Here is a 13,391-nt window from a genome sequence, read left to right as displayed (position 1 = left end):
ATGACTTTCATCCAAATGCTGCTCCTCGCAATTGTGCAGGGCGTCACCGAGTTTTTGCCGATTTCCTCTTCCGGCCATCTGATCCTGCTGCCCGTGTTCACCGGCTTTGCCGATCAGGGGCCGATGATCGATATTGCGGTCCATGTCGGATCGCTGCTGGCGATCATCACCTATTTTTTCAAGGATGTCTGGGCGCTGGGCCGCGGCGGTCTGGCGACGATCGGCATTGGTCAGGCACCGGCGGAACGGCGTCTGTTCTGGTGGATCATCATTGGCACGATCCCGGCGGTCGTGGTCGGCCTGTTCCTGAAGACCGGCGGCTATCTTGACGGTTTCCGCAGCACCACGCTGGTGGCGGTTAACCTCATCATCTACGGCGTCTTGCTGGGCATCGCCGATCGTGTGGGGCGGCAGGTCAAGACCTTTGAAGACATGACGCTCAAGGACGGTCTTCTGGTCGGCCTGGCCCAGGCGCTGGCACTGATTCCCGGCACCAGCCGGTCCGGCGTGACGATGACCGCGGCCCGTTTTCTCGGCTATAGCCGGGTGGAAGCGGCGCGCTTTTCGTTCCTGTTGTCGATCCCGGCTGTTGCTGGTGCGGGCATCCTGATCGTCCCCGACCTGATGGGCGCGAGTACCGAGCTGCTGAAGGAAGCGCTGATCACCGGCGTGATGACCTTCCTGGCCGCGCTGGCCACCATGACCTTCCTGATGCAATTTTTGCGCAAGGCATCAATGATGGTCTTTGTCATCTACCGGGTGGCGATGGGGATCGGCTTGCTGGTCTTTTTCTAGGCCAGCCCGCTGCCCCTTCGCCCCGGTCTAGCCGGTCGCTAGCGTGCCTTGGTGCCGGCGCCAAAGCGGCCATGCGCCGTGTATTTTTCCATCCAGCCACTGGCCACCGCAGCAAGCGGTGTCGGTTCGACGCCAAATGCCTCGATGGTTCTGGCGTCCGGTGCGACAATATTGTCCTTCTGCAGCATCTTGTACTGGTCGGCGGTGATTGGCGCGCCGGGGAGCGGGCCGAGAACAGTCGCCATGGCCTTGGCCGCAAAATCCGGCACTTCGACAAAGCTCCGGTCGCGACCGGTCAGCTTGGCAATCCGCCGGTTGACGTCGCCCATGCTCAGGACTTCCGGGCCGCCCAGTTCGAACGTCTGGCCGGCATAGCGCTCGTCATGACTCAGCGCCTCGGCCGCTACGTCGGCCACGTCGCCGACAAATACCGGCTGGAACCGGGTCTCGCTGCCGATCACCGGCACCACCGGCAACATCGCGATCATGCCGGCAAAGCGGTTGATGAACTGATCCTCGCGGCCAAAGATGATCGAGGGCCGGAGGATGATGGCGTTCGCAAAGGCTTGTAGGACGGCCTTTTCCCCGTCGCCCTTGCTCCGCCCGTAGCGCGATGGCGAATCGCTGTCGGCACCGATCGCCGACAGATGCAGCAGCGCCTGGCATCCCGCCGCGGCGGCAGCTTCAGCGACATTGCGCGCACCATCGACATGGACTCGCTCGAAGTCGCCTTTCAGCACGCCAACCAGATTGATCACCGCATCACAGCCATGCACTGCCCGCGCGACGCTGTCCGCTTTGGTGACGTCCGCGCTGACAAACTGGGTCTGCCCGAGATTGCCCAGCGGTTTGATATGCATCGCATTTTTAATATTGCGCTCGGCAATACGCAAACGCGCACCGCGCTCCAGCAGCGCCTGCGAAATGTAGCGGCCTACAAAACCGCCGCCGCCAAATATGCAAATCAATCGTCCGTCGAGATCCATGTCTTTCTTCCGTGCACTGGTTTCTGCTTAGCCTCTGCCCCAGCGCGGCGGACGACGCAACAGTGGATTCCGCCCTCTGGCCAGCATTTTTCGACCCGCATGGCTGCGTCGGGACGGCTGCTGCAGGCTGGCCGTTCGCGCGATCGCGGTTTTCCTGATATGAATCATTGACAGCAGAACCACCAAGCGGCTAATCGCCCGCCTCTATCAAGCGGCTTTGACAGTATCGCTGCTTGCATGGGCCCAGATGGCGGAATTGGTAGACGCGCTAGCTTCAGGTGCTAGTATTCGCAAGGATGTGGAGGTTCGAGTCCTCTTCTGGGCACCATTAACTCATGGCAAAGTATCCTGAAACGGTCGATAAAACGCCAGAGATATGACATTGTTAAGCCTCACCCGCCCAGGAATATGTCAGGGGGGTCAGGCAACCATCACCCCGCTAGTTCAGCTGCTGCAGAAACTCGATCGTCTCTTGCTCGCTGACCACGTCGGCATATTTTGCGTTCATATCGAACAAATTGGCCTTATGCGGTTCGTCATGCCGGTCGCCGCAGGCTTCGGCGACGACGGCCGTGCGGAAGCCGTGCGACATCGCGTCGACGCAGCTTGCGCGCACGCATCCGCTGGTGGTGAGGCCCGTCAGCAGCACGCTGTCCACGCCCATTGCCGTGAGGGTGGAGGCGAGCGAGGTGCCGAAAAAAGCGCTGGGATATTGTTTCATGATGACCAGTTCGTCATCCTGGGGTTCCAGTCCTGCGGCGAAGGCGCCCATTGGGTTGCCCTCGATAAAATAGCGCAGCGGTGCAGCCTTTTCGAAGAAGCGGCCGCCGTCGATGGCGCTGGGATGATAGGATACGCCCGTCAAAATCACCGGAACTTTTGCTGCCCGCGCTGCTTCCCTGACGCGCAGGGCCGAGGCGAGTCCATCGTCTACCTCGGCATATAGATCGCATTCGGGATCAAAATATCCCTGGCAGAAATCGATGAGAATCAGGGCCGGTCGCTCGCCAAAGCCGACTTTGACATCAAAGGCCTTGCGATAATTTTCGAGCAGATCGTCTTCGCTCATCGGGCAATTTTCCTTTCGTGGCCGAGCACCCTGTGTCGCCGGGATTGGGGCCATCTCTTTCGGGTTGACAATAGTGGGCAGGATGGCTGGCCGGATGGAGTTGCGCAAGCCATTGCGTGAAAAATCTGGCCGCGGGCAAGGGGCGTCGGGTTCAGCGAGCTTTCCTGGCGCTGACCAAGCAATAGCGCAAAATCGACCGGCGATAGGCCCATGCCAGAAACCATCCCGTGACCCGATATTTGATCAGGCTTGACCATGGCAGAGTTGCGCTCGACGCGGCGCGCTCGCGACCGAGCTTTCGCATGGCGTGTGCAAAGCCCGGCATGACATGGTCACTGATGTCGATGATCCGGACATCCTCAAAGCCACTGTCCTGCAATTCGCGCAGATAGCGGTCCCGGTGCACCATATTGTCTTCCGCAATATGCGAACGGTGCAGCATCCAGCCCAGCATCCGATGAGCCCAAGAGCCCGTGTCATGCTGCTCTGCCAGCATGAAGTCGCTGAGCGCAAGCTTTCCTGCACAAGACAAATGGTGTTGCGCCAGTCGAAAGAAAGCCAGTCTGCTGGGGAAATGATAGGCGCAATCCAGCGCCAGAACATGGGTGGGTCTGGCACCGTCGAGCGTGGTGCTCCAGAGATCCGGATCGTTGATGTCACCTTCCACGATGGCGCTGGCCTCGGCCTCGAAACCTGCGTTGCTCAGCTTCGCCTTGGCAAAGCGGGTCTGGCTGTGGGACAGGTTTATGCCGTGAAGCCCGGCAATGTGGAAATGTTCTAACCAGACCAGCAATTGATCGCCGCAGCCGAAGCCGGCGTCAAACACTATCGCGTGCCGGTCGAGCCCAGACTGTTCGCCCAGCATCAGGGCCAGTGCGCGGCACGCATCGGAATAGTTGTCTGCATTCTGCCAGTAGCCGAGATTGCCCCAGGACTGGCCTTCGCTGTTGAGGGCCAGTTCGGCCAGATCGTGAAATTCCGCCATGGCTCAGCCGGCGGCGGCGCCGGTTTTCCAGGGGATCCCGGCACCCATATGCTCTGCCACGGCCACCGAAGAATCCACCGCAGCCTCAAGCAGCGGAATTTTTTCCGCCATATAGGATCCGCAGAGCCAGAGCCGATTGCCCGGTGCGCTCTGATTTTCACGCAACGCGGTTACCGCCTTGCGGCTGTCGCGGGTGACGGTTGGCCGCGTGAAATCGACTCTTGCCAATTCCCGGTTCGGGGCGATCCTGCGCATCGGGTTCCAGGTCTGGAAAACCGTTTCCTGACCGGATAGACGGTCAATCGCCTTGGTCAGATCAACCGAGACTTCGGCTCTGCTGCTACCCTTGGGAACATGATAGCTGACCGGCGACAGGTCTGCTGCCGGAGCCGGTAGAATGGTGGTATCGGTGTGGACGCTCATGCTCGATCGCTCGAACGGAATACGCTCCAGCAATGCCCGGCGATCATCAAAACCGGATATCATGGCTGCCGCTTGCTGCGCCTGAGCCGCAACAACCACCTGGTCGAAGAGATGATCGGCGCCGGCCTGTGTCACCACGCGCAACTGTTCGCCAGCGGGCTCGATCAGGGCGATCGGGCTGTTGGTTTGCAGATCTACATCGACCAGCATCCGCGGCACGATATCGTCCACGCCCTTCGCGGCGCTCATGATGCCGAGCTGGTGGATCCCGCAGGTCAGATATTCGAGCATGATATCAGCCGGATAGTCACGCACCGCCTGATAGTCGCAGGTGCAGGTGACCGACATCATCGGCAGCAGGACGGTATCGACAAAATCGCTGTCGGCACCGGACTGCTTCAGATAGTCACCGAAGGTTAGGGAGGCCAGGTCAGACCGCTTGCTATCCCGCTTGGCGCGGGCGAAAAACCGGCCGCTTTGCAAGCCGATCGACCAGGCGGACGGGCTCAGCCAGCTGCGTCCTTTCAGATAAGAGACCTGTGACTCGCCCCAGTGCAGATTGCCGTAATGCAGCAGGACACGACCCGTTTCATCGGCGAATATACCGCTATGGTCGCTGGTGATCATTTCCACGCCGATATGATCGTAGAGTGCGAACAGATTTTCGTAATAGCCGCGGCAGAAAATGCGCAGCGGGATGTCGATCCGGCGGGTGATGCCATGGCTGGTATAATCGACGCTGTGCGCGCCCATGCCGGCGCGGGCCTGGCTCTCAAAAACCGTGACCTGATATTTGTCCTTTAACAGATAGGCAGCAGACAGTCCGGCAATACCCGTGCCGATAACGGCGAGACTGGGTTTATGCCGGGTGTTTGTGCCGGTTCCCATCAGGCGTAATAGGCCACGCTTTGCATCGCGGTTGCCATCAGTTCCCGGCGGCTGTTCCAGATACTCATATATTGGCTGCTCGCCCCGTGATCGGCGTGATGGGTATGGGAATCGATCAGCCACCAGCCGTCGTCGGTGCTGATCTCTTCAGCGATGACATTGACCTGCCAGTTCATCGAACTGACCATGGCGTTTTTGTCGAGCAATCCCATCACCGAGGGCGGCAGGCTGTCGCACATGCAGAGGATTTCAGCCACCGGGTCCAGACCGTCACGCTGTTTCAGCCGCATCCAGCGGGTCAGACGGTTGGTCTTGGTGCTGGTGTCAATCCGTTTGCCGACATATTCCATATTCGAGGTGAAAAATTGCGGCGGACCACTGTGCAAATCCGAACCGCCCGGCAGTTCGGGAAAGTCCGGCTCGGCAATGTCCGATGTCCTTACTTCCGTGGTGCGGGGGGCAGCAAATATGAAATTGCAATGCAGCCCAAGGCCCTTGTCGCCAAAGATTTCCGATTGCACAAAGGCCGTGCTCTTGCCGCGGCGCAGCATGGTGGCTTCCGCCGTCAAGGTTCCGAACAGCGGGCCGGTGAAAGCAATTTGCGCCGAGCGCAGCGGCGGCAGATCATCCTCGATATGGCTGGCAGCATGATAGGCCAGCGCACCGGAAAGGCCGCCAAAGGCAGTGCGTCCCTGGGTCCAACTTTGCGGCAGATTAACGGGATGATCGGGTCCGCCTGCTCCACATTGGTCAAGCAGATCGGAAAGAGCGACGGGCTGATATTCTGTTTCTGTCATCCATTCCGCTTATCGGGCTAGTCGGCTGAAATCTACTGATAAGTTTGCGGCCGACATTTACAAAAGCAACTATCTGCTATATGGCTTTGTTGTTTTTCAATCTCTTAATGGGAGATATTGCGATGAGCTATAGCAACACCCTGACGCGCGCCGACCTTGCCGATACAATGAACCGGCAAGTGGGGCTTTCCCGTGCCGATAGCGCGGTCATGGTGGAATCGATCCTCAACCATATGATCGATGCGCTTGTCGAAGGCGAAAATGTGAAGATTTCGGGCTTCGGAACATTCGTTTTGCGCGATAAGGGAGAGCGCACCGGCCGCAACCCGAAGACCGGGATCGAAGTGCCGATTGCGCCGCGCCGGGTGTTGACGTTCCGCGCCAGTCAAACGATGCGTGACAGGATTATCGCCGCAGGTTAATGGACCCGGCGAACCGGGAGAGTAGAGTATGACCAAGGATCAAGGGGCTTTTCGCACCATCGGAGAGCTGTCGAAAGAACTCGGCATCAAGCCCCATATCTTGCGTTACTGGGAAGAGCAGTTTGCGGCTCTGAGCCCGCTCAAGCGAGCTGGCGCCCGCCGCCACTACCGGCCTGAAGATGTCGAGATCGTCAAGACGATCAACCGCTTGCTCAATGAAGAAGGCTATACGATCAAGGGCGCGCGGAAATTTCTGGCTGCCCGGAACAAGGGGCCAGAGATGGTTCAGGATGCTCCGCAGCCGGACGGCGCAGCGCTGCCCTCGTCCGGAAATCGGGATAAGGATAAGAGTTTGATTGTAGCCGAACTCAAATCGATCCGTAATCGGCTGTCTGACGCGCTCGGCGCCGCTTAGCTCTGGGGCAACGGGGATCGGGCCAGCCGTCGCAGGCGACGCTCACTCTTCACTGTTATCGATATCGCGCTCTGCGAACCATTTGCGCAGGTCTGCTGCCTGACAGCCGGTAAAGCCGTTGGTGCCCACTGCAGAACAGCTGTTGGGGCGTTCCAGCCGCGCTTGATCTTCGTGATTCTGAAACTGCGTCGTCCAGGCCATGGGATAATGCGTCTCTTCTTCCTTCTCCTTCTCGCGAAGGGCCTTTGGTATCCGGTATCGCTCCTCTTCCGGCCGGTGCGCGCATACGACAATTTCGCCCTCGGTCGACGCCGGGCATTCGTCGTCGCCATACGTTACGAGAACCGACCATCGTTCGGGTTCGCCAGCGGCGGTGCCGGTTTTTTCGGCACTGGCAGGTGACAGAATCCCGAAGAGACTTGCCATGATGGTGAACCAGAAACGGGCGGGGAAATATTTGATAGCAGCGATCCTTGATCCATGGGCGCGAACTTTAGTGTCTTCGCTACAGCCAGCCGCATTTCCCTGACCTGAATTGGACCGCGTTGGACAAAATCGCCTAGTCGTAATTCGGCCCCAGTTCCGGATCGAGGTCACGTGGCCGGGTCAGGCGGTCGAGTGTCGCGCAATTTTCCGTGATTTGATCCCAGCTATCAATGGCCAGCGTCATCTCGGCGAGGGTGGCCGTCGGATATTTCGTCTCGACCTCCTGACGCGCCGGGGAGGTGCCATCGTCAGGCACGAGGTCGAAGATCAGATCTTCCAGTCCGGGATTATGGCCGACCATCAGGATATGATCGGCCTCAGCCTCGGCACCGCGCAACACGTCGAGCAACGTTGCTGATGAAGCGAGATAAATCTTGCGGTCCCAGGTCGGCTCCATAACCAAACCGCTGGCCTCTTCAACATTCTCCAATGTTTCAATGACCCGCACGGCGGGCGAAGCGAGAATCTGATCGAAGCGCAGTCCTTTGCGCTTGATAAAGCTGCCCATTACCGCTGCGGCGCGTTTGCCCTTTGTGTTGAGAGGCCGGTCGAAATCGCGATCAACCGGATCGTCCCAGCTGGATTTGGCATGGCGCAAGAGTGTGAGTTTTTTCATTGCGGTTTGTCATGCATCAAACTTGTTTCAGTTGGAAGACCGGATTCTATCATTTCAGATTTGGCCCTGCGGATCTCCGCCAGTGCCTGCTCGAGCGGCATGCGCTCGATCGGCGTGCCTTCGGGAAAGGCGGTGAGCAGGCGCGACGGAAATGCCGATGACAGAATGACAAAATGCCCATGGTCGTCGGCGCGGCGGATGATCCGGCCAAAAGCCTGAGCCAGTCTTGCTCGAATGATCCGGTCATCATAGGCGCTGCCGCCACCGGCCAGCCGGCGGGCACGATGGAGAATGTTGGGGCGCGGCCATGGCACCGACTCCATCACTACCAGCCGCAGGCTCTGGCCTGGGACGTCGACGCCGTCGCGCAGCGCATCGGTACCGAGCAGGCTGGCCTTGGGGTCGTCGCGGAAGATATCGACCAGTGTGCCGGTGTCGATCGGATCGACATGCTGAGCGTAGATCGGCAGCCCGCTTTGCGCCATCCGGTCGGCGATCCGCGCATAGACGGTGCGCAGGCGGCGGATCGCGGTGAACAGGCCGAGCGTGCCACCACCGGATGCCTCGATCAACTGCGCATAGGCGCCGGCCAGTCCGGCCATATCACCACGCTTCACATCGGTGACGATGATGACCTTGGCCTGATTGACATAGTCGAACGGGCTCGCAACCTCGAATTCCTGCGGGGCGTGCTCCAGATGGACTGCGCCACTGCGGGCCCGAGCGGTTTCCCAGTCACCGCCGCCTTTCAATGTCGCCGAGGTGATCATCACGCCGTGGGCGGGTTTGGTCACGACTTCGGTTACCGGAATGGTCGGATCGAGCCAATGGCGGCAAATGCCGATATCATATTCGCGCCCCTCGAACCGGTCGATCATCAGCCAGTCGACAAAATCGGGGTCGGCGGGTCCGCCAATGCGGGACAATAGCGATAGCCAGCCTGACAGCGTATCGCAGCGCCAGCCGAGGCTCGACAGCGCTCCTTCCATGCGCGCTCTGGCCTGAGCATCCATCCAGTCCGGCCCTTCCTCGATCAGATGCTCGATTCGCTGACCCAGACGCACCAATGGCCGGAGCAGGGCGTCCATCGCTTCGGCAGCGGTGGCGACCGCATCAATCATCGGCCCTTCGACATCGGACAGTTCGGTTTCGAGGCCATAGCCGGCATCGGCGCTCTGACTTTCATCGCGGGCAAAAACCATGGCGCGAACTTCCAGTAACAGCGCCTCGATCGGGCCAAAGGGTTCCCCTTCACTCAGCCTCTGCAGCCAGCCATCTCCGGGCAGCGCCTCTGCTGCCAGACGCGCGCTTTCGATCGCCCGGCCGCCTTCCTCATCATAGGAAGCAAGATCGGCGAGGCGCGCAGCGAGTCCGCGTCGTCGGCCGCGACTCTTCGTTTCCGGACCGATCACCCAGCGCCGTATCTCGATTGCTTCCTGCCCGGAAAGCCGCGCGGCAAACATTGAATCGGCCGCATCGAACAGATGATGGCCTTCGTCAAAAATCAGGCGGGTGGGGCGGTTCTGCTGTTCGCGTCCCCGTGCTGCATTGACCATGACCAGAGCATGGTTGGCGATCACGATATCAGCCTGCTGGCTGGCTCTGGCGGCTTTCTCGATAAAGCATTTTCGGTAATGCGGGCAGCCGGCATAGACGCATTCGCCGCGCCGGTCGGTCAGCGCGGTTGCACCATTGCGCCGGAACAAAGTCGTCAGCCAGCCGGGCAGATCGCCGCCAATCATGTCACCGTCTTTGGTATAGGCGGCCCAGCGCGCGACCAGATGAGCCAGAATTGCCGCCCGTCCGCTAAACCCACCCTGCAAGGCATCCTCCAGATTGAGCAGACAGAGATAATTTTCTCGCCCCTTGCGCACCACGACCTTCTTGCGAAATGTCACTTCGTCCGGGTAGATGCGACGGGTTTCCCGATCCAGCTGGCGTTGCAGCGCCTTGGTAAAGGTTGAGATCCATACTGCGCCGCCGGCCTGACTGGACCAGAGCGAGGCGGGCGCGAGATAGCCGAGCGTCTTGCCGATACCCGTGCCCGCTTCGGCGAGCAGCATATTGGGCGCGCCTTTTACCTTCCGCGGATTGAAGATCTGGGTCACCGCTGCGGCATAGTCCTTCTGGCCCTTGCGATCCTCCGCGCCTTTCCCGGTCAGCGCATTGAGCGTAGTCAGCGTATCGTCCCGGTCCAATGTGACGGATTTGGGCGCCGGACGCGGCGGCTCCTCTTCCCATTCTTCGAGTTTGGAGAACAGCCAGCGTTCCGCCTCGACCGGCTTCTCCAGTCTTTTGCCTACTTCCGCTGCCCAAGGCCAGCGCAGCCGATACAGCGCCTGCGCGCTGCTCCAGGCGCCTTCCCGCTCTTTCCAGAACGGCGCTTCCAGTCCGTCGAGCAAGAGGCTCGCCGCCTGTCGGTAGAGATTGGCAATATCAGCCTCTTGATCCGGCGGGATCAGGCCCAGTGTTTTGGCGATGCCAGCTGGCGTCGGGACGATAAACTGGGCCGGATGAATGAAGGCAAAGAGCTCGAGCAGGTCCAGGCCGGAGAGATCGGGATAGCCGAGCCTTTGCCCCAACAGGGGCGCGTTGAGCAGGATATGCGGCGTTTCCGCAACCCGTCCAATTGCCTCGCCCTTGCCGATTGCGCGGGTTTCGCCATCGCTCGAACAGATCCAGATGCCGCTATGACTGGCGTGCAGTGCAGGATAGGGAAGCGAGGGTTCGGTCAAGACGGTAGCGTCGCTATCAGACCGCTGTTGAACCGATGAGTGGTACGCCCGCAAAATATTGATGCGTGGCGAACAAGATCGCATAGAGAACCAATACTATGATGATGCTGAGCACTTCCCGGCCCGGTGTCGCTACTTCTGCCGGTTTGACCCAGGCACCTTCGTTACGCGAAACAGTGATGATCGAAATCAGCGCCCAAACACCGAGTCCGCCAAACAGTACCAGCGACTTGTTATCGCCATTGGCGAGCAAATGGCCAATCGCCCAGATCAAAACGCCGGTGAGCATCGGATGCCGGATCCACTGCTTGACCCTCGACTTGCCCTGCGCGACGCCGATCAGATAGATGGCGAAGATCATCAGCAGCATGTTCAGGTGGCGACCCCAGACCGGCGGGTCATAGACAAATTCCGCCGGTGTCGTGCGCCAGCCGTAGATCATCAGGCCGACCGCTGCCAGAAGCAGCAAGGCCGCCAGCCCCTTGTGCGGTCCTTCGCCGATTGCCCCCTGAATCGAGGCGCGCAGACCCGGCGTGACCGATTTCATCAGATGAACGATGCTCCACAAGAGCACCCCTGCGACCAAATATGTCATCACCAATCTCCTGCTTTTGTCCTGTTCTAACTTGCTATACAGGCTAAGGCCACTATTTGCGCAGCATAGGCAGAAAAACAGGACAAATTTGTGACCGACTATCGTGAAGCAGCAGAGAATTCCAAAGCGTGGCCGTTTGAGGAAGCCCGCAAGCTGCTCAAACGCTATCGCGGCGAGCGGGGCGCGCCTGCGCCCAAGCCCGGCGGCGAGCCGATGCTGTTCGAAACCGGCTATGGTCCATCGGGCCTGCCGCATATCGGCACGTTCAACGAAGTATTGCGCACGACCATGGTGCGCCATGCCTACGAAACGCTGACCGGCAATCCGACCCGGCTGATCGCGTTCAGCGATGATATGGACGGTTTTCGCAAGGTGCCGACCAATGTTCCCAATCAGGAGATGCTGGCAGAGCATCTGCACAAGCCGCTGACGCAGGTGCCGGATCCGTTCGGGAAGTTCGAGAGCTTCGCCGCGCACAACAACGCGATGCTGCGCGATTTTCTCGACCAGTTTGGTTTTGACTATGAATTCATGTCGTCGACCGAACAATATCGGAGCGGAGCCTTTGACGAGACGCTGAAGCTGGTGCTGGCGCGCAACCAGCAGATTCTCGATATCATGCTGCCGACGCTGGGCAAGGAACGCCAGGCGACCTATTCGCCAATCCTGCCGATCAGTCCGAAAACCGGCCATGTGCTACAGGTGCCGGTGGAAGTCGTGGACGCCGAGGCCGGGATCGTCCGGTTCGAGGACCAGGGCGAGACGATTGAGCACAATATTCTGTCCGGCGGTGCCAAGCTGCAGTGGAAGGTCGACTGGGCGATGCGCTGGACCGCACTCGGCGTGGATTATGAAATGTACGGCAAGGATCTGACCGACAGCGGCGTTCAGTCGGGCAAGATCGCCAAGGTTCTGGGTGCGCGCAAGCCGGAAGGCTTGATCTACGAGATGTTTCTCGACGAGAAGGGCGAGAAGATTTCCAAGTCGAAAGGCAATGGCCTCAGTCTGGAAGAATGGCTGCGTTACGGGTCCGAGAACAGTCTGGCCTTCTATATCTTCCGCGAACCAAAGTCGGCCAAGCAATTGCACATGGGTGTCATCCCCAAGGCGGTCGATGAATATTTCCAGTTTCGCGCCAACTGGCACGATCAGGACGCCAGCAAGCGGCTCGGCAACGCGGTGCATCACGTGCACAATGGTGATGTCCCGACCGACACGATACCGGTCACCTTCGGCCTGCTGCTGAATCTGGTTGGCGTCATGGGCGATGCGGATCGCGAGCAGATCTGGGGCTATTTGCGGCAATATGCGCCGGACGCCACGCCGGAGCGCTACCCCGATCTCGACGAGCTGATCGGCAATGCAATGGCCTATCACAGGGACTTCATCGCCCCGACCCTGCACCGGCGCAAGCCGGAAGGCGTCGAAGTGGCGGCGCTTGAGCGACTGGACAGTGAACTGGGCGCGCTGCCCGAAGATGCAGCGGCCGAGGATATTCAGACCATCGTCTATACGATCGGCAAGGAAGGCGGCTTCGACAATCTGCGCGACTGGTTCAAGGCGCTGTACGAGACCTTGCTGGGATCGTCGCAGGGCCCGCGGATGGGCAGCTTTATCGCGCTCTACGGGATCGCCAACACCCGCAAGCTGATAGCTGACGCGCTCGCATGATCGATATCTTCACCACCGGCGGCACGATCGACAAGGTCTATTTCGATGCCCTGTCGGAATATCAGATCGGTGCGACGGCGTTGCCGGATATCCTGTCCGAGAATAATGTCTTTGTGCCGCACCGGGTGACGCAGCTGATGCGCAAGGACAGTCTTGAGCTGACCGATGCCGACCGGGCGGCCGTCCATGAAGCGGTGGCGGCGAGCGATGCCGACAAGATATTGGTAACGCACGGCACCGACACGATGGTGCAGACCGCGCGGGTGCTATCTGACATCGCCGGCAAGACGATCGTGCTGACCGGCGCGATGCAGCCGGCCACGCTGCGCAACAGCGATGCCGAGTTCAATGTCGGTTTTGCCCTCGCGGCGACCCAGACGCTGCCACCCGGCGTTTATATCGCGATGAACGGTGAAGTGTTCGATCCGGAAAAGGTCCACAAGGACCGGTCGGCGCACCGGTTCATCCGCGATTAGGGCAGGCTTTTCATAGCGCGACGGAGGGGAAG

14 protein-coding genes and 1 tRNA gene are annotated in these 13,391 nt (G+C 59.8%); 6 read left to right on the top strand and 9 right to left on the bottom strand.

The annotated features are described in order from the left end of the window. Positions 1-795, top strand: a complete 795-nt coding sequence (locus ACN0WW_RS12280) for an undecaprenyl-diphosphate phosphatase (protein WP_417612888.1) — start codon at positions 1-3, stop codon at positions 793-795. A 38-nt stretch (positions 796-833) separates the two neighbouring features. Here ACN0WW_RS12280 and ACN0WW_RS12275 read toward each other — a convergent pair whose 3' ends face one another. Beyond that, entirely contained in the window at positions 834-1,781 is a 948-nt protein-coding gene (locus ACN0WW_RS12275) for a complex I NDUFA9 subunit family protein (RefSeq protein WP_417612886.1), read from the bottom strand. A 241-nt stretch (positions 1,782-2,022) separates the two neighbouring features. Between ACN0WW_RS12275 and ACN0WW_RS12270 the strand changes: the two genes are divergently transcribed. Next, positions 2,023-2,109 (top strand) — tRNA-Leu (locus tag ACN0WW_RS12270). 111 nt (positions 2,110-2,220) lie between these two features. Here the strand turns inward: ACN0WW_RS12270 and ACN0WW_RS12265 are convergent. The 4 genes from ACN0WW_RS12265 to ACN0WW_RS12250 form a co-directional block, all read right to left on the bottom strand. Beyond that, positions 2,221-2,850: an isochorismatase family protein gene (locus ACN0WW_RS12265; RefSeq protein WP_417612884.1), complete on the bottom strand. Its 630-nt coding sequence runs from the start codon at positions 2,848-2,850 to the stop codon at positions 2,221-2,223. A gap of 151 nt (positions 2,851-3,001) precedes the next feature. Next, positions 3,002-3,835 carry a hypothetical protein gene (locus tag ACN0WW_RS12260; protein ID WP_417612882.1) on the bottom strand — a complete coding sequence of 278 codons (834 nt, stop codon included), beginning with the start codon at positions 3,833-3,835 and terminating at the stop codon, positions 3,002-3,004. Positions 3,836-3,838: 3 nt separating this feature from the next. Next, entirely contained in the window at positions 3,839-5,146 is a 1,308-nt protein-coding gene (locus ACN0WW_RS12255; RefSeq protein WP_417612880.1) for an FAD-dependent oxidoreductase, read from the bottom strand. Next, positions 5,146-5,943, bottom strand: a complete 798-nt coding sequence (locus ACN0WW_RS12250) for a thioesterase family protein (RefSeq protein WP_417612878.1) — start codon at positions 5,941-5,943, stop codon at positions 5,146-5,148. Before ACN0WW_RS12250 ends, ACN0WW_RS12255 begins: the two co-directional genes overlap by 1 nt. A 122-nt stretch (positions 5,944-6,065) precedes the next feature. On the opposite strand from ACN0WW_RS12250, the gene ACN0WW_RS12245 reads away from it, so the two are divergent. Both ACN0WW_RS12245 and ACN0WW_RS12240 read left to right on the top strand, forming a co-directional pair. Beyond that, a complete protein-coding gene (locus ACN0WW_RS12245) occupies positions 6,066-6,365 on the top strand; it encodes an integration host factor subunit alpha (protein ID WP_417612876.1) in 300 nt (99 codons plus the stop codon). A gap of 28 nt (positions 6,366-6,393) precedes the next feature. Next, positions 6,394-6,780, top strand: coding sequence for a MerR family transcriptional regulator (locus ACN0WW_RS12240; RefSeq protein ID WP_417612874.1), 387 nt, complete (start codon positions 6,394-6,396; stop codon positions 6,778-6,780). Between the two features lie 42 nt (positions 6,781-6,822). Here ACN0WW_RS12240 and ACN0WW_RS12235 read toward each other — a convergent pair whose 3' ends face one another. From ACN0WW_RS12235 to ACN0WW_RS12220, 4 genes are all read right to left on the bottom strand, one after another. Then, positions 6,823-7,206 (bottom strand): hypothetical protein, encoded by a 384-nt coding sequence (locus ACN0WW_RS12235; protein WP_417612872.1) that lies wholly within the window; start codon positions 7,204-7,206, stop codon positions 6,823-6,825. A gap of 133 nt (positions 7,207-7,339) precedes the next feature. Then, positions 7,340-7,882 carry a SixA phosphatase family protein gene (locus ACN0WW_RS12230; RefSeq protein WP_417612870.1) on the bottom strand — a complete coding sequence of 181 codons (543 nt, stop codon included), beginning with the start codon at positions 7,880-7,882 and terminating at the stop codon, positions 7,340-7,342. Next, positions 7,879-10,617 carry an ATP-dependent DNA helicase gene (locus tag ACN0WW_RS12225; protein ID WP_417612868.1) on the bottom strand — a complete coding sequence of 913 codons (2,739 nt, stop codon included), beginning with the start codon at positions 10,615-10,617 and terminating at the stop codon, positions 7,879-7,881. Before ACN0WW_RS12225 ends, ACN0WW_RS12230 begins: the two co-directional genes overlap by 4 nt. A 16-nt stretch (positions 10,618-10,633) precedes the next feature. Next, positions 10,634-11,212: an NnrU family protein gene (locus tag ACN0WW_RS12220; RefSeq protein WP_417612866.1), complete on the bottom strand. Its 579-nt coding sequence runs from the start codon at positions 11,210-11,212 to the stop codon at positions 10,634-10,636. Between the two features lie 90 nt (positions 11,213-11,302). Between ACN0WW_RS12220 and ACN0WW_RS12215 the strand changes: the two genes are divergently transcribed. Beyond that, a complete protein-coding gene (locus tag ACN0WW_RS12215) occupies positions 11,303-12,883 on the top strand; it encodes a lysine--tRNA ligase (RefSeq protein WP_417612864.1) in 1,581 nt (526 codons plus the stop codon). Next, positions 12,880-13,359: an asparaginase domain-containing protein gene (locus ACN0WW_RS12210; protein ID WP_417612862.1), complete on the top strand. Its 480-nt coding sequence runs from the start codon at positions 12,880-12,882 to the stop codon at positions 13,357-13,359. The genes ACN0WW_RS12215 and ACN0WW_RS12210 overlap by 4 nt, the downstream gene beginning before the upstream one ends. The last annotated feature ends 32 nt before the right edge of the window (positions 13,360-13,391 follow it).

This window comes from Parasphingorhabdus sp., from assembly GCF_048269865.1.
Taxonomy (GTDB): domain Bacteria; phylum Pseudomonadota; class Alphaproteobacteria; order Sphingomonadales; family Sphingomonadaceae; genus Parasphingorhabdus.
This window is presented reverse-complemented; position numbering and strand designations above follow the sequence as displayed.